This window comes from Halomonas sp. NPDC076908, assembly GCF_050269715.1.
Lineage (GTDB): Bacteria > Pseudomonadota > Gammaproteobacteria > Pseudomonadales > Halomonadaceae > Vreelandella.
In genome coordinates, this window is the sequence record NZ_JBNNIW010000018.1 from 1 (window position 1) to 19,800 (window position 19,800).

At 53.4% G+C, this 19,800-nt stretch carries 19 protein-coding genes and 1 pseudogene; 16 read left to right on the forward strand and 4 right to left on the reverse strand.

The features are described 5' to 3' along the window. Positions 1-210 (forward strand): annotated as a pseudogene (locus ACQKE4_RS11765) (hypothetical protein); the annotation flags it as partial. Positions 211-422: 212 nt separating this feature from the next. Here ACQKE4_RS11765 and ACQKE4_RS11770 read toward each other — a convergent pair. Continuing rightward, positions 423-2,213, reverse strand: coding sequence for a putative bifunctional diguanylate cyclase/phosphodiesterase (locus ACQKE4_RS11770; RefSeq protein ID WP_427388546.1), 1,791 nt, complete (start codon positions 2,211-2,213; stop codon positions 423-425). A gap of 343 nt (positions 2,214-2,556) precedes the next feature. Between ACQKE4_RS11770 and ACQKE4_RS11775 the strand changes: the two genes are divergently transcribed. Then, positions 2,557-3,351, forward strand: a complete 795-nt coding sequence (locus tag ACQKE4_RS11775; RefSeq protein WP_427388547.1) for a 2OG-Fe dioxygenase family protein — start codon at positions 2,557-2,559, stop codon at positions 3,349-3,351. A gap of 93 nt (positions 3,352-3,444) precedes the next feature. On the opposite strand, the gene ACQKE4_RS11780 is transcribed toward ACQKE4_RS11775, so the two are convergent. Next, a complete protein-coding gene (locus tag ACQKE4_RS11780; protein WP_290835102.1) occupies positions 3,445-3,975 on the reverse strand; it encodes an invasion associated locus B family protein in 531 nt (176 codons plus the stop codon). Between the two features lie 216 nt (positions 3,976-4,191). Continuing rightward, positions 4,192-4,350: a phosphatase PAP2 family protein gene (locus ACQKE4_RS11785; protein WP_427388548.1), complete on the reverse strand. Its 159-nt coding sequence runs from the start codon at positions 4,348-4,350 to the stop codon at positions 4,192-4,194. Between the two features lie 140 nt (positions 4,351-4,490). Here ACQKE4_RS11785 and ACQKE4_RS11790 point away from each other — a divergent pair, with 140 nt between their 5' ends. The 12 genes from ACQKE4_RS11790 (at position 4,491) to ACQKE4_RS11845 (ending at position 14,429) form a co-directional block, all read left to right on the forward strand. Further along, positions 4,491-5,117, forward strand: a complete 627-nt coding sequence (locus ACQKE4_RS11790; protein ID WP_427388549.1) for a LysE family translocator — start codon at positions 4,491-4,493, stop codon at positions 5,115-5,117. 44 nt (positions 5,118-5,161) lie between these two features. Then, positions 5,162-5,698 (forward strand): arsinothricin resistance N-acetyltransferase ArsN1 family B, encoded by a 537-nt coding sequence (locus ACQKE4_RS11795; protein ID WP_427388550.1) that lies wholly within the window; start codon positions 5,162-5,164, stop codon positions 5,696-5,698. Positions 5,699-5,958: 260 nt separating this feature from the next. Next, positions 5,959-6,711, forward strand: a complete 753-nt coding sequence (locus ACQKE4_RS11800) for a Crp/Fnr family transcriptional regulator (protein ID WP_427388551.1) — start codon at positions 5,959-5,961, stop codon at positions 6,709-6,711. A gap of 270 nt (positions 6,712-6,981) precedes the next feature. Continuing rightward, a complete protein-coding gene (locus ACQKE4_RS11805) occupies positions 6,982-7,677 on the forward strand; it encodes a hypothetical protein (RefSeq protein WP_290835107.1) in 696 nt (231 codons plus the stop codon). A gap of 15 nt (positions 7,678-7,692) precedes the next feature. Beyond that, a complete protein-coding gene (locus tag ACQKE4_RS11810; protein ID WP_290835108.1) occupies positions 7,693-8,190 on the forward strand; it encodes a DinB family protein in 498 nt (165 codons plus the stop codon). Between the two features lie 167 nt (positions 8,191-8,357). Continuing rightward, complete coding sequence (locus ACQKE4_RS11815) at positions 8,358-8,954, forward strand: LemA family protein (RefSeq protein WP_427388552.1); 597 nt, start codon at positions 8,358-8,360, stop codon at positions 8,952-8,954. Positions 8,955-9,010: 56 nt separating this feature from the next. Then, on the forward strand, positions 9,011-10,948 hold the full coding sequence (locus ACQKE4_RS11820) for a M48 family metallopeptidase (protein ID WP_427388553.1): 1,938 nt from the start codon (positions 9,011-9,013) through the stop codon (positions 10,946-10,948). 22 nt (positions 10,949-10,970) lie between these two features. Continuing rightward, on the forward strand, positions 10,971-11,372 hold the full coding sequence (locus ACQKE4_RS11825) for a DUF2784 domain-containing protein (RefSeq protein WP_427388554.1): 402 nt from the start codon (positions 10,971-10,973) through the stop codon (positions 11,370-11,372). A 204-nt stretch (positions 11,373-11,576) separates the two neighbouring features. Next, entirely contained in the window at positions 11,577-12,896 is a 1,320-nt protein-coding gene (locus tag ACQKE4_RS11830; protein WP_427388555.1) for a S8 family serine peptidase, read from the forward strand. Between the two features lie 72 nt (positions 12,897-12,968). After that, a complete protein-coding gene (locus ACQKE4_RS11835; RefSeq protein WP_427388556.1) occupies positions 12,969-13,208 on the forward strand; it encodes a hypothetical protein in 240 nt (79 codons plus the stop codon). 102 nt (positions 13,209-13,310) lie between these two features. Beyond that, complete coding sequence (locus tag ACQKE4_RS11840; protein WP_290835122.1) at positions 13,311-13,841, forward strand: MgtC/SapB family protein; 531 nt, start codon at positions 13,311-13,313, stop codon at positions 13,839-13,841. A 33-nt stretch (positions 13,842-13,874) separates the two neighbouring features. Next, positions 13,875-14,429: a GrpB family protein gene (locus ACQKE4_RS11845; RefSeq protein ID WP_427388557.1), complete on the forward strand. Its 555-nt coding sequence runs from the start codon at positions 13,875-13,877 to the stop codon at positions 14,427-14,429. 78 nt (positions 14,430-14,507) lie between these two features. On the opposite strand, the gene ACQKE4_RS11850 is transcribed toward ACQKE4_RS11845, so the two are convergent. Further along, a complete protein-coding gene (locus tag ACQKE4_RS11850; RefSeq protein ID WP_427388559.1) occupies positions 14,508-16,430 on the reverse strand; it encodes a DNA topoisomerase III in 1,923 nt (640 codons plus the stop codon). Between the two features lie 166 nt (positions 16,431-16,596). Here ACQKE4_RS11850 and ACQKE4_RS11855 point away from each other — a divergent pair, with 166 nt between their 5' ends. Both ACQKE4_RS11855 and ACQKE4_RS11860 read left to right on the forward strand, forming a co-directional pair. Continuing rightward, entirely contained in the window at positions 16,597-17,838 is a 1,242-nt protein-coding gene (locus ACQKE4_RS11855; protein ID WP_427388560.1) for an ABC1 kinase family protein, read from the forward strand. A gap of 121 nt (positions 17,839-17,959) precedes the next feature. Next, the gene (locus ACQKE4_RS11860) at positions 17,960-19,777 is read left to right on the forward strand and encodes an SEC-C metal-binding domain-containing protein (protein WP_427388561.1); all 1,818 of its coding nucleotides are present in this window, start codon (positions 17,960-17,962) and stop codon (positions 19,775-19,777) included. Positions 19,778-19,800: the final 23 nt, after the last annotated feature.

A 19,800-nucleotide genomic window follows, 5' to 3' on the forward strand; every position in this document is an offset into this window, starting at 1 on the left:
GACCGCTCAGCGTACAAAACTCTCTCCAGCGTGAAGGCCGTGTGCAAATCGATCACGATCACCGGAATGACCGGTCACGTTCGCCGGAATACGCAGTTTGGTAACTCGCCAGAATTCTGGCTGAATGCACAGCAGTCTGTTGATCTTTGGAATGCTGCGAAGTCGGTGAAGGAAGAAGTGGATCGAATCAAGCCGCTACATGCTGCATAACCAAGCCGTGTACCGGATGCCAAAACCTCCGCTTCGCTCCGGCTTTGTCACCGGTGACGGCAGGCGTTATATCAGTTTCGTCTGAATGACAGCTCTTGCCCATAACTGCCCAGCACACTCACAGGGTAATCCCAGAGAGTAAATAGCATCGGGGGGTGTAGAAGGTCAGGGTATGGCAGCCTCGGAAACTTTTAACCAAATCACAACAAGACTCAGCTCGAAAGCCCTTCATGATTAGGCACAAAACCGCTCAGCAGGCGCTCTATTTCCTGGGCAGGCATCGGGCGGAAGAAGTAGAACCCCTGGACGAGGTCGCAATGCATATCGCGAAGCAGTGACAACTGTTCGGCGTTCTCTACGCCTTCGGCCACCACTTCCAACCCCAACCGATGCCCGATGAAAATGGCACCCTCCATGATGGCCCTATCCTTTGGCTGCGTGGGGGCATCGTGGATGAAGGAGCGATCGATTTTCAGGGCGGTGGCTGGAAAGTGTTTGAGATAGCTCAGGGACGAATAGCCAGTCCCGAAGTCGTCGATAGCAATGCGAAAACCGCGATGATAGAGGCGTCGCAGGTCCTTGAGGACAGTCTCGTCGGCTTCGATCAGAACACTCTCGGTCAATTCGATGCCGATATCCCTCGGAACTAAGCCATGACGCTGCAGCGTGTCCTCAAAGCTCTTGAGGGCACCGGGACGCACTAGTTGACGCCCGGAGATATTGATGTCAATGCGGTGCTGATTAAACCCCTTGGCACGCCACTCCACCTGCTGGCGGCAAGCCTCTTCGATGACCCAGGCGCCCAGGCGATGGATCAAACCTGAGCGTTCGGCCAGTGGGATAAACTCGTCAGGCGAGATCGTTGGGCCTTCGGCAGGCTTCCAGCGTATCAATGCCTCGATATTCTCTATTCGCCCACTGGCCGCCGACACCTGGGGCTGGTAGTAGAGGGAGAACTCAGCGTTATCCATGGCTTCCTCGAGACGCGCCGAGAGATAGTGCTGGCGAACCAGCTCATCATGAAGCTGCTGATGGAAGAAACGTACCGCACACTGGCCCTCCAGTTTGGCACGATTCTTGGCGACATCAGCATTACGGATCAACTCGCGTGACGATTCACCATTCTCGGGAAACAGCGCTACACCCAGGCAGGCCGTGACCTGACGCTCCCGACCATCCAGAACGAAGGGTTCCAGAAAGACATTCTGGACATGACGAACGACCCGTCTGACATCGGCCTCCAAGTGGACGCCGGGAAAGGCCAGCACGAACTCATCGCTAGAGACACGGGACACCAGATCAGTGACTCGCTGGCACTCTTTCAGTCGCCGACTCAGCTCAACGAGCAGGTGATCACCCTGATCATAGCCAAGGGCATCATTGATCTCGACGAAGTGATCGATATCCAGGTAGAGGGTTGCCAGGCCATTGCCCTGGCGTCGGCAGGAATCCAACAGACTGTCCAGGTCGGCCTCGAAGGTCTGGCGATTAGGGAGATGGGTGAGCCTGTCGAAACGGGTGGCGAATTCCAAGTCACGGTGGGCACGCTTTTGGTCGGAAAGATCGACATCCACGCAGAACATCAAGGGGGAGTCGGTATGCTCATTGAGCATCAGATGCTGCGAAAAGACCGGTACTCGTTCACCGGTTTTGTGCTTGAGTTCGAGTTCACCAGCAGGTATCTCAATCCCTTGTTTAATCCAGGCACCATGCGCCAGGATCACGCCATCACGCATGACGTCAGGAATGATCAGATCTTCCAGTAATTGTCCCAGGGCTTCTTTAGCGGTATAGCCATAAAGACGAGTGCTGCTCTCATTCCAGTAAATTACCCGCCGATCGCGATCATAGCCCTGAACCGCCACTTTCGGCAGACTCTCCAGCAGGGCGCGAAAGCGCTGTTCACTCTCCAGATACTGGCGGCGTACTAACTCGACTTCTTGCCTGCCGGCATCATGCGAATCGCTGCCATCCGTTGAAGGTGCCTTTGATATGTTCAACATCAACGCACCGGAAAACGCCCTGCGGTTCTTCTTCAGGCGTGCCGGATCTCTGTAATGTCGGGAATCGCTGGCAGTCATGGGATTCACTTAAAGAAAAAACCCTGTCAGTAGCCATCATAATGGCAACAATCGTCACTTTATGGTGATTATCCTACATCCAATCGTAGGAGATAACCTACACATATGCCTCATCAACGGTTTGATTCTTTTTCAACAAAAATGCTCTTTTTGCGTACATTGCTTTGACATAACCTTGCAGATCTTTTCATTTTCTTCCTGTTGGCCGCGGTGTTTGCACCGGCCACATAGGGCAATTCCGCCCAGTTAACAGGAGAATAGCCACATGAAACTCGATACCCTCAAGCACGGTTTCGATCTCGCCTTCATGCCTAACGATTCACTCACTGATTATTGGCATCTGGGCGTGACCGAGGCGCTAAGGCATCAAGAGTGGGCCAAAACCGATATTCGAGAGCGAATTGACCTGACCGCCTGGCAGGGATTTACTGCGGACCTGCCACGTGATCCCTATGTTAACCAGCGCTGGAAGCGGATGTCCTGGCTCGCTCTGAATGATCAGGGAGATGTCGAAGACATGGGCCAATGTCCCATGGCCCAAGGAGGAGCCTTCAACGACGCGGAAAGCATGGCGGATCGCCTGCGGTACTATGATCCGCTGACAAGGGAGTTCATGGCACGCCCGGATGTGAAGGCCTTCGTTCGCGCCTGGGCAAGGCTTTGGAGTATCGGGGCGCACGAACCCATCCTGATGCAGATCACCGGGGTGCGCGGAGAAGGCAGCATCGACCCCCTTCAGGGGCAGGGGATTCATGCCGATGGCTGCAAGGCCCTCAGCATTCTTGTCCTCAATCGAGAAAACGTAGCAGGGGGTGAAAACCACCTCTACGCGGACAAGGCTGGCACGCAACCCTTGGTCGATATCACCCTCAATCCGGGTGATATTCTTCATCTACGCGATGACCGGCTATTTCACAGTGTCGATGGCATCGAACAGCTCGACAGCGAGGCACCCTTCGAGCGGTTCATTATCATCATCAACAGCCGCTTCGTGGATGCGTTTCAGAACCGGATGTTGCGTCGCTACTTCCCGGAAGCGGTTCTCAATGAGAGCGTCTGATACGCTCGGTCATGACACGCTCAGTAAAGTGAGAGCCTAGCAACACCAACGCCCCCGGCACTTCGGGGGCGTTTTTGCTTAAAGCGGCTGAGATTAGGGAGCGATACGGGTACTGGCATCGGTAAAGCCCATCAACGAAATATCTATGTCCATTCGGTCACCGCGAGGACCAAACAAGCTGAGGGTTGCCGTATTGCCACTGCGCAGTTCCTGCAACATCGACGATTCAATGGGGATGTCAGCACGGCACCCTTGCTCGAAGCAGACCTGATAGGGGAATTGGATGGGCTCCCCGTTATCCACACTGAATTGCAAGCCCGCAGCCAAACGTACCCCCAATGGCACGAAGAAGCTCATCACCGGATCATTGATCTCAGGCGGATAGTCGAGAATTACCTGCATTAAGGGCTGGTCGCTGTCAGGTTGCGTGATCATTTGCGCCATCGCACAAGGGGTTGGGCCTTCGGCATTACGCTGGCAACGAACCTCCCAGTCTCGGAACGATTCGGTGGTGACATCATTACCGGAAGCCGTCCCCGGTTGTTGGCTGAAAGCGTTGGGCGACAACGCCAAGATTGATAATAGCCCCATTCTGCAGAGGTTTTGTGTGAGATAGCGCGGCATTAGCATACCCTCCTGGTGGCTCGCTGATGGTGAATAATAACACCCACCATGCCCGCCTGTGCGCTGGAGGTCGAGCCCCATCCGTTACGCGAGCGTGATTGGGCGGTTTGCTTTCAAGAACGCCCCTAAAAACCTGGGTTAAATGCAGATTTTGAGAGTGGTGTTCTATTTTGCGAGTGGTGTTCTGAAATGGCTGGCAGCTTGGCTTGAGCCAAGTTATTCGATGCCCGAACCGCTTCCTTCCGATTCTACCTGCCCGCGCCGCTGCATCCAGCGCATTACGATCCAGCACAGCGCTGCCCAGCTTGCTCCGGCCGTCCAGCCAGCAAGCACATCGGTTGGCCAGTGAACCCCGAGATGTAAGGCGTTAACCAAGCCGCAGCAAAATAGTGGCGGTTAAACGTCAGCATCATCGTCACAGCCAAAAAAACCTGCTTAGTACACTCCAGCTGGAAGGTGGCTTATGCTAACTTTGTATTAATAGCCTATGGGGTAGCCATCCATGATTATTGACCATGTCAATTGAAACTTGGTTTGCCTTTGCTCTTGCATCAGTGGCTTTGCTCGCCATTCCGGGACCTACGATATTAACAGTGGTCAGCTACTCTATTGCCCAAGGCAGGCGCGCGAATGTGCCGCTTGTCGCTGCGGTGGCGTTAGGGGATTCAACGGCGCTGCTCTTTTCACTATTGGGACTGGGAGCGGTGTTAGCCACTTCGGCACTCTGGTTCACCGTTATCAAATGGATCGGTGGGTTATACCTGCTCTATATGGGCATCAAGTTGTTGAGTGCCGGTATATCATCGGTGCAGCCGGTGACACCGTCCTTATCAGGGTCGCGCTTAAAGCTCTTCACCAATACCTATCTCGTCACTGCCCTTAATCCGAAAGGCATTATCTTCTTCGTCGCTTTTTTACCCCAGTTTGTTAACCCGAGCGCCGATGCAGGGCAACAGCTTTGGGTACTGGCGGTTACGTTTGTAGTTTTGGCAACGCTGAATGCCACTTTTTATGCCGTGTTTGCGGCCTCGGTGCGCAAGGTGCTTGCATCGCGCCGTGCCCAGCGTCGCTTTAACGTCGTTGGCGGTACGTTGCTCTCTTCAGCGGGTATATGGGCGCTACTGGCTAAGCGGCCTGTGTAAGCGTTCGATTAACTTAAACCGTCGGAATATAAATGGAATAAATCATGATCAGAGATGCCGAAAAGGGCGATTCAGAAGCAATTGCGCACATTTATAATTACTACATTGAAAATACCGCTATTTCATTTGAAGAGCAGCCTGTATCGGGCTCCGTCATTCAGAGCCGAATTGAGAACGTACAGGGCGCAGGTTTACCTTGGGTGGTGGCATTGGAAGATGATGCGGTGGTGGGCTATGCCTACGCGACTAAATGGAAAGAAAGAAGCGCGTATCGTTTTTCAGTTGAAATCAGCGTTTACCTTGCCAACCAACTGCAAGGCAGGGGCTTGGGCGCAAAATTATATGAAACTATCTTTTCCAAGCTTAAAGAGTGCGGGAATCACACGGTGATTGGCGGCATCACGCTTCCCAACCCTGCTAGCATTGCACTGCATGAAAAAATGGGCATGAAAAAAGTGGCCCATTTTGAAAAGGTGGGATTTAAGTTCGAGCAGTGGCATGACGTTGGCTACTGGCAGATAAATCTGAATGAGCATTTGCCTCTTGAAGCCGAAGACCATATCAGGCGACTTCGTAGATAATTGAGGGCTGGGCTGAAGCCATAAATCATAAGCGCACCGAGTACCAGTGTAGTGTTCCAGGCTAACCCCAGGCTGTTTTATGCCACAGAAGATAATCATCAAAGATTGCTGAAATGATGAAATCCACTCCTAACGCAGCTTAAAAAAAGTTGCATGCAACCGTTTGATAATACGCATAATTCATAACCTAAGTTAGGCTGCTCAAGTCAGTATATGTTTTAGAATAAGGTAAATAAATCATTTGCCTGAGAGGTAACAGAGTGTCTCTCATCGATACAATAGTGATGCAGGGCCTCAGTACCCAAGGTGTGCTATCTTCTGAAGACAAAGCGCTATTACTGGGCCTTGAGCTCAGCCCAAGATATATATCAGCTAACGAAATACTGTGGGACGAGGGAGCCGAGGCTGATCTGTTCTGTGTGGTCAAGGAAGGTTGGGCATACTCTTACCGCAACTTGAAAAATGGTTTTAAGCAGATTCTCAAGTTTTACCTACCCGGCGATATTATCGGCATTCGCGATTTTGGCTTCACTCGTCGTCTGGCAAGTGCGGCAATGATTAATAAAGGCGTAATCTGTCCATTCTCGTATCAGCAGCTTTTTAAACTCTTTGGGCGTTCTAGCTTAGCCGCCGGCATTGTGGCCACCGCAACGCGCCAGCAGGCGCAGCTTTCCGAGCGGCTGATCTACCTCGGTAAGTATTCAGCTCACGAGCAGCTGGCACACTTTCTCTACGAAATCTATTTGCGGCTCAAGCGGATCAACGCCGTTAAGGACAACAGCTTCCTCATGCCGCTCACTCAGGAGTTGATTAGCGACGCGCTGGGGATGAGCCCGGTACATGTGAGCAGGACTTTCTCGATGTTGCGAGAGGAAGGGTTGGTGATCCGAGACCGCCAGCACGTGAAGTTACCCGACCCCGAAGCGTTGGCGCGATTAGTTGAATTCAATGATAGCTATATCGATGAATACCTCCCTCCGTCATTCTCTGAGCTTTTAAAAGCTAAACCATAAAGGTATGTCGTTGACCAAGCCGCAGTGTATTCAGGGCACTGGGTCGCCATTCAAACAAGGGTAGGGGGTGTAAACGCCAACGTGACAGATAAAGCGGCCAAGCTTTGTGTAGAGAACTCCTATCGACATGGGGCTTATGCTAACTTAGTAATAACACTTGTGAAGTAATTTTCCTTCATATTGATAACGGGTCATACGACGACCCGCTGTTGGCCACACGTTAGCTACTATATTAATTAGCGATAGCACTTAAGCGAGAGGGTGTTACCAATGACAGGGACTAATAAAGCCTCAACCACAGCATTGCTGAGCGATAACCGCGTAAAGGTGATCTTGGCCATTGCGTTTATTGCGGTGCTATGGGCCATTGTGGCGCACACCATTGCAGGGTCGCGACAAGACGATTTAGAAGCGATCGAAGCGCGGCTAGCGGCCACTGAGCGTGAGCATCAACAGATTCAGGCGCAGATGTCTGAGGTTGAAGCCGCTGAGCTGGATTTAGCAACACTGCAGCAGAGAACAGAAGCCCTTGAGGTTGAGCAGGCCGAAGCGGAAGCCGAGCTTGCTGCAACGCGTGCAGACATTGCCAATGCTGAAGAGGATTTATCTACTTTACGGGGTGAGCTCGAAACCCGCGAAGAAGAAGTAGATAACCTTAACGAGCAAATAGATGAAAGGCAGAGCCGTCTTGACGAGCTAAATGAAACATACGCTGAGGTAGAAGCTGAGAAAGAGGAGGCCGAAGCCGCTCGTGATGCTGCTCAACAGTCTCACCAAGAGGCAGAAGAGGCCCGCAGTCAGGTTGATGCAGATATTGAAGCGTTAAACGCCGAGATTGAGCAGGCTAATAGCCAGTTGGCCGCACTCGGTGAGCAGGTAAGTGAACTAGAACAAGAGCGGGATGCGCTCACCGTGGAAATCACCTCGCTCAGAGCGATGCGCGACGAAGCACAAGTGACTGAATAAACTGGAGCGTTCAAGATGCGGTATGTAAATGCTTTTAGATATAAGAAGTGGGCTAATAATGAGCTTCTTTCGTTTGGAGAGCGCCAGTTTCATTTACTCCCAGAAAACGATGCAACTTTCTTTCTGCGCATATTGAATCATACCGCAGTCGTCGACAGCCTATTCATTAGCCGTATTGCTGGCACGAAAGAGCAATTTGCTGCAGACAATACGGTAGAAACGCCATCCTTTTCAGAATTAAGGGAAAGGATGGAGGAGAGTGATTCATGGCTGGTGATGTTTGCCGAATCAGCATCTTTAAATGATTTGGATCGCGTCATTTCGTTTCGCTTTATCGATGGCGATGTTGGTCAGCTATCTGTCGATGAAATTCTGCTTCATTTATTGACTCATGGCAGTAATCACAGGGGGATGGCATCACGCGCGTTAGGCTCACATGGACTTGAGCGGCCCAAAGACACCTTTACGCGATTTCTCCACGAGCAGGAGCCGTTCCGGCGAAATAAGAAGTAGCTCAGCCACAAGTCAACATTATTGCTAGCTTTCCCTTCCCAGCCATTCCATGGTTTAGGCATGTAGGTTCGCTGTATAGCTGCTTGCATGCCTGCACTAAAATACGCCCCAACCGCTTAGATGTTACTATTTTTGCCACTGAACCCCATTTACGTTAAGGAAGGATCATGGCGCTTACTCTTATTATCATCTTGGCGATCATCGCCGCTGTCGCATTTTATGTCGTTTCTATCTACAACCGACTTGTGTCGTTGCGCAATCGATTCCAGAACGCTTTTGCCCAGATTGAAGTGCAGCTAAAGCGTCGGCATGACCTGATTCCTAATCTGGTAGAAACCGCCAAGGGTTACCTTAATCATGAGCGGGAAACCCTACAATCGGTCATTGAGGCTCGCAATACAGCAGCGGCGGGGCTAAAGGCCGCGGCGGCAAATCCTGGCAGCGCAAAGGCGATTGCTGATCTTGGGGGTGCTGAAGGGGCGCTTACCCAGGCGATGGGGCGGCTTAATGTGGTGATGGAGGCCTATCCTGATCTAAAAGCCTCACAAAACATGCAGCAGTTGTCTGAAGAGCTCACCAGCACTGAAAACAAAGTGGCCTTCGCACGCCAGTCATTTAATGATGCGGTGATGCAGTACAACACCTATCGGCAGAGCTTTCCGCCAGTGGCGGTGGCGGGCATGTTTGGGCATGGCCAGGATGCTTCCTTGTTAGCGTTCGAAGATAGTGCTCAGATTCAAGCGGCGCCTAAGGTGTCGTTTTGATTCACTCAAGTTCTTAGCGATTCAACGTCTAAGCCACTGCACAGGGAAAGTAGCATATGGATTTTTTTACTGCGCAGGATCAAGCACGTCGTAAAACCGGGCGTCTGGTCATATTGCTAGTGCTGGCCGTAGTGGCGCTGATTGTTGTCGCCACGCTGGCGATTGCCATCACGCTCCAATTGATGGATGGGGGCCAACCCGCAGCACAATCCAGCCTTGCTGATCAGGGGATATTGTCAGCGCTATCCATTGAACTTGTCGCCGGTGTGGCGATTGCGGTGTTAGCGATTGTGGTGTTGGGCGGCTTGTTTAAACGTAGCCAGCTCCGCCATGGCGGCCGTGCAGTGGCGGAAGCGCTCGGTGGCCGGGAAATCAATCTCAACACACGTGATGCTGACGAACGCCGCATCCTTAATGTGGTTGAAGAGATGGCGATTGCGTCTGGAACGCCGGTGCCCTCGGTTTATGTGTTGGAGGAGGAGGCCATCAATGCTTTCGCGGCAGGGCATCAAACGAGTGATGCGGTGATCGGCATTACTCGGGGTGCCATCCGCAGCCTGACACGGGAAGAGCTGCAGGGAGTCGTGGCCCATGAGTTTAGCCATATTCTGCATGGCGATATGCGCCTAAATATGCGGTTGGTCAGTGTGTTGCACGGCATTCTGCTGATTGGTTTGTTGGGTGGAACACTGCTGCGTAGTATGCGGTTTCGGCGGATGGGCGGTGGTAAGCGCGACAACTCTGGAGCGGTCATTCTGGTGCTGGGGGCGGTGCTAATGCTGGTCGGTTACGCGGGCACCTTCTTTGGTAATTTGATTAAGTCAGCGGTCAGTCGGCAGCGCGAGTATTTAGCGGATGCTTCAGCAGTGCAGTTTACCCGCAACCCCCAGGGGATTGGTAACGCGCTGGTTAAGATTGGCTCTCATAGTCAGGGCTCTAACCTGCAAGCCGCGCAGGCGGCGGAGTTCAGCCACTTGTATTTCGGTCAGGGCGTGCGGCTGGGGTTTAATCAAATGATGGCCACCCACCCGCCGTTAAAAGATCGTATTCAGCGTGTGATGCCTAACTGGAATGGTCGCTTTGAGGCAACGTTGCCCACTCAACAGGCCAAGAGCGAAACAGCTGATTCAGCAGAAGCTGCGCCACACGCACAACCGGGACTGAGAACGGCAACCCTGGCCGCTGTCTTAACGGGCGCTTCTGCTCAAACGGCGATTAATTCTATGGGGCAACCCGACCAGCGCCATATTACCCAGGCCCAAGCAACGTTAGAAGCACTGCCAGAGCAGATTAAAATCGCCGCCCATGAGGCCTATGCAGCCCGCGCTTTGATATATGCGCTACTGCTCAGTGACGACCAAAGGGTGCGTGAACATCAGCTAGAAGCGTTGCAGAAAATCGCGCTGCCGGATGTTTATCTAGCGTTGGTTAAGCATGCCCCTGATGTGATGACGCTGGATATTCAACTGCGCTTGCCGCTGGTTGAGCTGGCGCTACCAGCGCTGAAATCGCTTTCGGTAGAGCAGGGGCAGCACTTTCGACTTTGTATGGAGCGCTTAATGAGTGCGGATGGTCAGGTAAGTCTGTGGGAGTGGACGCTGTATCAGTTGCTGCTGAATAATTTGAGCGAGCAGGATAACGGGCCTGCCAATCTTAAGTTAAACGACCTACAGCGGGAGTGTCAGTTACTTCTGACGGTGTTAGCAGCGGCCGGTCAGGAACACCCTGATGAGATCAGCGCAGCACTGCATGCTGCTGAGCGTGAGTTGCCGTTTGCCTTAACGGCCGCTGACGATGTAAGCGATATGCGCGCGCTTAGCCTGGCGGTTGAACGGTTAAGGCGCCTACAGCCTTTGCAGAAACCCGCTTTACTGCAAGCAATGGCACGCTGCATTGAGCACAGCGGAATTATTCGCCCGGCCGAAGCTGAACTGTTCCGTGTTGTGGCAGATATCCTCGACTGCCCGGTGCCGCCGTTATTGGTTGAAGATTAATGTCTGCGCTAGGTGAATAAAGATGTCTCCTCCGTCGCTCCTTCTGTTAGCCGACACTATCTTAATCCTTCATGTACTGTTTGTGGCCTTCGTCGTGCTTGGCTTGTTTGCTGTGTATGCAGGCTATTTTCTGAACTGGCGATGGGTTCGCAATCGCGTTTTCCGCATTATCCATCTATGCGCCATTGGTTATGTGGTGGGGCAGGCTTGGTTAGGTGTGGTTTGCCCATTAACGACATGGGAAATGGCGCTGCGGGCAGAAGCGGGGGCGGCCACCTATTCAGGCTCTTTCATTCAATATTGGTTGCATAGTTTGCTCTACTTCACGCTGCCGGAGTGGGTGTTTGTGGTGGTTTATACCTTATTCGGCAGCTTGGTGCTGGCGAGCTGGTTCGTGGTGCGGCCTCGTAATCCCTCTCGTTGATCCCCTTCTATTGCTATTTCCTATCTTCTTCGAAACAACCGCATGCCGAAAAGCATGGCTACTCTGTGGTGCGGGAGTATTGCGGCCATGGCTCCTATTGGTTCGGAATTCATCTGGTGAAGTTGATGAGTTGAGTTAAGCTGAAAGCAGCAGGTTTTATTCGTATTAATACTGCTGCAAAGCCAAACGAAACGGAGGTCAACGATGGCTAGAAAACCGAAAGAAAGTGGCAGCGGTAGCAAGCCTGCTGGTGGCAATGAGTCACTTAACTCAGTTTCCTGCGGAACTGAGAAACTCTTATTGGCGGCCCTGGAGCGCGGAAGCAACTGCCTTGAAACGGGACGCTTCCTGATTAGCTATCGTGAGGGCATGCTCGAAGATGGCATTAAAGCCCTGAAGGCCCAGAACTTTCGAGTGGCTGACGCGCGGGATTTTGCCGATCAAGCGGTTAATTTGGAAGATGCCGGGGATGCCGAAGCCATGGTCTTCCCAGAGCTTGGGGTCGCGCTAGTGGGCGGTGATGCCTTACAGCTACATGGAATGAGCATGCACGATCCTATCGCTGCAGACAGCCCAATCGAAATCATTGAGCCTGAGTACTTTGCGTTTTCAGAAAGCGCTGAGTACCTGCGGGGCTTTTTACGCGCCGCCAGCATCATTGCCCATGACCTGGGCGCAGAGCTAGATATGGGTGAAGCCGAAGAGGAGCTTGAGCCTGACGAGCTAAAGGCAACTTGGGGGTTAACCCAGTGCAAGGTGTTACAAAGCCGGTGGAGTGGCACCGGTATTAAAGTGGCGGTGCTTGATACTGGGATGGACCTGGGCCATCCAGATTTCGTTGGCAGGGAGTTTGATACCCGATCTTTCGTTGGCGAGCCTGTCCATGATATCAATGGCCACGGAACCCACTGTATTGGCACAGCCTGTGGCCCCCAAACACCCTCTGGAGATACGCCTCGTTACGGCATCGCTTACGGCTCTCGCATTCAGGTAGGTAAAGTACTCACCAACTCAGGAAGCAGTACCGGGGCAGGGGTACTGGCGGGTATGAACTGGGCCGTCGCGAATCGGTGTGAAGTTATCTCTATGTCCCTTGGCAGTCAAAGCCCAGTGCAAGAAGCCTATACCCACGCAGGGGCGGCGGCACTTCGCAATGACTGCCTAATTATCGCCGCTGCAGGAAACTCCGCTACAAACACGGGTGCGCCGGCCAATTCACCGACCATTATGTCGGTTGCATCGCTAGACACTAACTTGAAGCCTTCAAGCTTTTCGAATGCTGGCAAGATCGAAATTGCCGCGCCGGGCGGGGATATATTTTCGTCTTGGCCGCGTCCCATTCACCATAAAACGATTAGCGGAACGAGTATGGCGACGCCTCACGTGGCTGGCTGTGCCGCGCTTTGGGCAGAATCCGATGCCTCGTTACGTGGTACGAAACTCTGGCAACGACTGTTGGATTCAACGCGGCAGCTGCCATTTTCCGAGTCCCAGGTAGGGGCGGGTTTGGTCCAGGCTCCCTAACAAAGAAGGGTTATCTTTAGGCAGTGGCCCACGTTGGCGCTGCCCTGGGAACTGACTTCAAAGGTATGATCTATGCCAAATATTGAGCTTTGGATTATTACGGTTTCTCATGAACAATCGATCAAGGAAATCGCTACGCGCCTAAGTGCTGAAGGGTTAACTATCAGAGATATACTTGAAGAGATTGGGTGCATCACCGGATCGGCAGATAATGTCACCGTTGAGCGACTCAAAAAGGTTCAAGGTGTGGTAGATATTGCTCCTGATATACAGGTCGATATAGGACCTCCTGGCGCCGACAGTACTTGGTAAACCCGCATACTTCGCACTGCCCCTTAAGTCGTTTGGAAATAATAACGGTGACCAACCCCGCTGGCTGTCTACGCTGGTGGGGTTGCTAATGAATGGACTTATATGAGTGAAACGATGGAAGTGATCCGCAGTGTCGTTATTTCTGAATTTTCCGATTTTAATGACTTGAGTGAATTTATTATTCTGGTCATTCGGTTACTAATGGCTGCCTTGCTAGGGGGCTTGTTGGGGCTTGAACGAGAGCAGAGTGGCAAGGCGGCTGGAATACGTACCCACATGCTTGTCTGCATGGGAGCGGCGTTATTTGTGTTAATTCCCCAACAGTCCGGTATTTCTGATGCGGAGATGAGTCGGGTTATTCAAGGTGTTATTGCCGGTATTGGTTTTTTGTGTGCTGGAAGTATTATCACTCGTCAGGATAAATTGGCAGCCACAGGGCTAACTACCGCAGCAGGAATTTGGTTTACGGCTGCCATAGGAATAGCCATTGGCTTGGGGCGTGAGCAAACAGCAGTTTTATGTACATTATTGGCTTGGATGGTGCTCTATTTAGTACCTTTCTTCTCACGCTCGGTAACTAAGAAAAAACCTGCCCGTTCAGAGCCGAGTGTCGATGATCCTGGTATCAAATGAGGTTGAGCCGCTAAAGAAGGAGCTACCAAAGCCATGAATAAAATGGAGTCCTTGAACCAAGCGATTCATGAGGAAGTGGCGCTTTTCCCATACAACGCGGCTTGGCCTACCCTATTTGAGCAAGAGCGCGAGCGGCTTCAGCAACTGTTTCCAGGTGATTTTCGGGCGATTGAGCATATCGGTAGTACCGCCGTGCCTGGCCTTTCGGCCAAACCGATTATTGATATCCTGGCGGGCGTTGATTCAATCGCGCGCGCCGATGAATTGATGGAGCCGCTTTGCCGAGCTAGCTATGCCACATCAATGGAATACAACGCTTCGCTAGTAGAAAGACGTTGGCTAATGCGGTTTGCAAACGGGCGCAGAACCCATCACTTGCACCTTATGGTGTATGGCGGTGAAGAGTGGAACCAGCGCTTGGCGTTTCGCAATCGCCTTCGTCAAAGCGCTGAGCTAGCCCGGCAGTACGGAAACAGAAAGCGGCGGTGGGCAGAGGAATTCAAAACGGATAGAGAGGCCTACACCGCGGCAAAAGGGAGTTTTATTAGGGATGCATTGCTAGTTCAAAACGTGCCAAAAGTGCATTAGGGAGCGGATGTCCGTAAGTAGCGATAGCCGCTTCTCTGTTTGTCGAATGCCTATCGGTCGAGTAGTAGAGCAAGCTTTTCAGCTTGTCTTCTTTCTGCTTCCGGTACTTCTCCTTTTGGTATAACGCTTTCTCGGCTTATCGGAACGTTTTGTGGGTGTGCCAGCGCCAGTTTCACCCTGAGCGGTTTGAAGACTCTGCCTTAATTTGGCTGCATCGCTGTGGGTGAGCAGGGCGCGTAAGTCGTCTAGTAATGCTTGCTGGAAGGCGCCAGGGTCATCTTGCTGTTCGGAAATCGCCCGCAGGCGCTGCTCCCATAATGCGGTACGCTCTGGGGTGCTCACGGCGCTTGGCAGAGCGGCGATTAATGCACAGCCAAGCCTAGTAGCGCGCAGAGCTTTTTGTTGACGAACTAAGTAGCCGCGCTGCACCAGGGTTTCAATAATGCCTGCACGGGTGGCTTCGGTGCCCAGGCCATCGGTGTCGCGCAGGGTGCGGCGAACGGCGGAATCATCCACGTAGCGGCCGATATTCATCATCGCTTTGATCAGGCTGGCATCGGTGAAGGGTTCCGGCGGGCGGGTTTCCTTCTCCTCAACGCCCGCGCCTAGCGCTTGGCAAGGCTCCCCTTGAGTCAGCGGCGGTAGCGGTGGGGCTTCATCGCGAGTAGTGAACAGCGGTTTCCAACCCGGGTCGAGAATACTTTGGCCACGGGCACGGAAGGCCTCGTTAAGCAAAGTGAATTCGGCTTTGACTTCGAAGGTACGTAGCGGGCGGTAGAACTGCGCCATCACGTTGCGTACCACCAGCCGAAGCACATGGCCTTCGGTGTCGGAAAGCTGACTGAAATCAGCCGGTTTTCCGGTAGGCGCTATGGCGTGGTGCGCACCTACCTGCTTGTCGTTCCAGGCCTTTGAGCGCAGAGTGAAGTCAGCGCCATTAAGCCACTGTTGAAGTGTTTCATCGTTCTGGCAGGAGCTGGAAAGACTGCGTTGGGCAAGCTGAAGATGATCTTCCGGCAGGTAGCGGCAGTCTGAACGCGGATAAGTAATCAGTTTGTGGCGCTCGTAAAGTCGCTGACAAATGTCCAGCACCACCTGGGCAGAGAGCCCGTAACGGCGGGCGGCGTCTACCTGTAGGGCAGAGAGCGAGTAGGGCAGCGGCGGAGCCTGGCGTTTCTCTTGCTGATCGAGTTTGGTCAGTTTGCCAGATGCGCCGGGCAGCTGAGCGGCCAAAGTGTCAGCGGGAGTGCGATCAATTAAGCGCCCTTGGTCATCTAGCGGCTCGTGCTCTTTAGGTGCCCACCAGGCACGCAACTGCCCCTGGGCAACCCTTAAATCCACCCATAGCGGATAAAAGGGGTGGGGGACAAAGTCACGGATGGCGTTGTCGCGGCGCACGATTAGCCCCAGTACAGGCGTCTGTACGCGACCAACAGAGAGCACGCCGTCGTGACCCGCTTGGCGGCCGGTGAGTGTCCAGGCGCGGGTAAGGTTAATGCCATACAACCAGTCAGCACGGGAGCGTGCCTGTGCAGCTTCAAACAGCGGCTGGTACTCAACGTTAGAGCGCAGTTTCGCCAGTGCTCGGCTGACGGCTGGCTTGTTAAGATCGCTAATCAGTAGCCGCTGCACTGGGCCGCGATACTTCATGTACTCAATCACTTCCTGAACCAGCAACTGGCCTTCGCGGTCAGGATCGCCTGCGTGTACCACATCCGTCGCTTGTTTAATCAGCTTGCGAATCACCGCTAGCTGACCACGCGCTTTCGAGCGGGGCATTAGTTTCCACTGTTGCGGCACGATAGGTAGCCGATCCAGCCGCCACTGCTTATCAGCGGGGTCATAGGCTTCGGGTGGTGCCTGCTCCAGCAGGTGGCCCAGGCACCATGTTACCGTCGTATCACCGCACATAATGGCACCATCCTGGCGCTTGCTAGTGCCCGGTAACGCTTCGGCAATGGCTTGGGCGAGGCTGGGTTTTTCGGCAATTATCAGGCGCATAGCAGCGGGGCCTTCATCGTATCCATCGGTGGCGGCTATAGTAGCAGACGCTTTGGAGGTTAGGTTGAAGGGGAGAGGATAGTGATGCGGCAAGTTATCAATGCTGTTAAGTTGTATAGATTGTGTATAAATAATTGAGTGTAGTTAGTTTTAAGGGGCATAACCAATGCGTGAGCGCGGCAGAACACGACGCTTGATGGGGTTAGGGGCGCGTACCGGTGGTGCGCTGTTGAAGACACGGCTCGGCGGCCAAGCAGATTGGCGGGCACTCGGCGAAGCGCTGTTTGAGGGGTTATCTGAACTCAAAGGCCCGGCCATGAAGCTTGCCCAAATCATGTCTCAATGGGATGACCTGCTACCGCCTGACCTAGCTGAGGAGCTCGCCCGCTTGCAGCGTCAGGCCGAACCTATGCCCTGGTCAAAAATTCGTGAAGCTTTGGCGATGCAGTATGGAGATATTGATCACTACTTCAGTGAGATTGAAGAGCGTCCGTTTGCCAGTGCCTCAATGGGGCAGGTGCACCGGGCAACCACCCATAAAGGTGAAACCATTGTATTGAAAGTTCAGTACCCTGGCTTGGCTGAGGTATTAGAGAGTGATTTGGTTCAGGTGCGGCGCATTATGCGCTTAGGTCGCTGGTTCAAAGTGCCCCAGGCCAGACTGGACGCGCTGTTTGATGAGCTTGCCGAAAGCCTGCGTGGGGAGTTGGATTACCATGCAGAAGCTGATGCCCTGGCGCGTTATCGCGAGCGCTATAAAGATGATCCGAGACTAGTGATTCCTGAGCCGCTACCAGCACTTTCCGGGCAGCACGTACTAGCGATGCGCTATGTAGGCGGCACGCCGCTGCGTGAGTTAGCACAAGCTGATGATGCCACACGCCAAGGCGTTGCCCATGCACTGGCAGATTGGATCACCCAAGAGCTATTTACTTACGGTGAACTGCACGCCGACCCCCATGCGGGTAACTTTGCCGCTGATGATCAAGGGCGGTTGATCATTTACGATTTAGGCGCGGTGATTGCAGTACCTGAAGCGCGCATTAAGGCGATGATGCAACTGCTTGATGCCACACTGAAGCATGATCCTATGGGCATGGATGAGGCGCTAATGAAAATGGGTGGGCGCCAGGGGCAGGGGGCGCCACTGGCGCTATATAAAGAGTCCGCGGAGTGTATTGCACCACTGTTTGCCCCAGGCGAACAAGATTTCAGCGATGTCCGGGTGCATTACCGGCTGCGTGAACTAACCCCTAAAGTATGGGCCGCCATGGACCGCCTGCAGCCCCCGGCGGATACCTTATTACTGTCTCGCGCGTTGAACGGTCACTACTGGAATCTGGTGCGTTTAGGGGCGCGGTTAGATATGCAAGAACGTTCGATTCCACTGCTTAAACGGGCCCATTAACGATGAACCGATTGCCGCTGCGGTGAAGTCGGCCTTCGTGATAAACTATGTCGCTTTCATTTTAGTCATCGTGATTTAAAGACATCGTTTATAGACATCGTTTAACGCAGTGGAGACGGCAATGCTGGCGGTATGGGTCGATCAGCTGCTGGGATTTGCCTCCGGGGCACTCTCGGCAATCAGGCAACAAGAACACTATCCGGATTTCATGACCTGGGTGCGTGCCAAGGGCGCGGACGCATTCGAAGGCGATGTGGCAATGGCCCAGGCGCTGGCACCGGTGCTGTGGTCGCAAACACCGCTGGAGCGGTTAGGTTTTGCCTGTGAGCCGCTGGCCACGCCTGGGCGAAATGAGCCGTGTTGGTGTGATTCTGGGCGCAAATTTAAGCAGTGCTGCTACCGGATTGATTTCCCCACTGAAATTCCTGATCAGATGATGTGGATGCTTTCGCTACGCGAATGGAAAGGCGCAACTCTGAAAGCCGCGCTGGATAGCCAGCAAGCTCCGCCTCAAGCACTGCTGGAAGCTGGTCTAATTGCGGCTGAAAGCGGACAGACCGGCCGCGCTATGCAAATCCTTGAATCGTTATTCGATGGCAGCGACTGGTCGCGGTTGCCGGAGCAGGCTGAACCTGCTTTTGAAATCCTGCTGGATATTTATCAGGAGCGTGGTTTCACCCGTAAGCGTGCGGATCTGCTTGATGACGTCATGGAGCGCGGGCCGCTGTTTTTGCGTGGTGTGGCACTTGAGCGTTTGTGTCTGATGCACCTTGATAACGATGACCTGGATAGCGCCCGTGGTGCTTTTGTTAAAGCTCAGCAAGCGCTGCCTGATTCGCCCACGCTTGCCTATATTGAGGCTATGCTGCTGCTCCATGAAGGTCACGAACAGGAAGCCAAAGAGCGCGCCAACTTCTGGTATCGTCGCCTGGTTCGCCAAGGTGAACTGGATGAAGATCAGCTGGATTTTTTGGCCGCCCTGGCGGAGAACCCAGGTGCCACGCTAGCTGACCAACTACTCAGCGCTGAAGAAGACCTTTCAACGCCACTGATTGCTCTGCAAGCGTTACTGACTGAATTGCCCACCGCACCCAAAATCGATGTGAGCGCGGACCCTGAAAGCGGACGTTTGCTTTACAACACCAGTGCCCGCGAGGCGACGCTGTTTGCTGCCTGGCATGAGCATTTTCAAGTGCTCGTCGATGAAGACGTTGCACTGGGTTTTCAAGCGGACCCTTGGATTAACGCGATGGAGTGGATGCCAGCACTCTGCTCGCATCCAGAATGGCTTGATGCGCCTCAAGTAGTGCAAGACTTAACCCTGGCGCTGACCAGCCGCTTTGGCAGCCTGCCGTGGATGGCGCCGAGCTTACTAGAGCCACTGGCGTTGCGTTTATCACGCTGGCTAGAGCAGGCCCGTGCCGAAGGCGATGGCAACCTGTGTTGGGATGATGCCAATAATGCCATGCTGCTGCGCACCGGCTTAGCACTGGTGGTAGGTATGGAGCGTGGTGCTCGCCAGCACTCCCGTGAACTGGCTGAAGAGCTGTTGTTGATCGACCAGGAAGATAGCTTGGGGCTGCGCGAATTGGTGCTAGATCAACTGTTACGCGATCATCGTAACGAGGAAGCGCTGGCGCTGGCTGAAGAGAATGACGACGATGGCTCGTTAGTGCTGGGACTGTTAATGGGTAAAACCCTGGCACTCTATCGGCTTGAACGGCATGAAGCGGCAGAGACCTCGCTTGGTGATGTGGTTAAACATAATCGCCATGCGTTAGAGCTAATTTGCGCTGAGAGCCCACGCCCCTCCATGCCCCACCCTGATGGGCAGGTTGATCCTGGCTCACGCGCGGAAGCATGGCAGTACCGCACACTGATGCGTGATCAGTGGCGGACAACACCAGGCGCGTTGGATTGGCTAGACGCCCATCGCTAGGCCCATTATTAGACCCTACTACC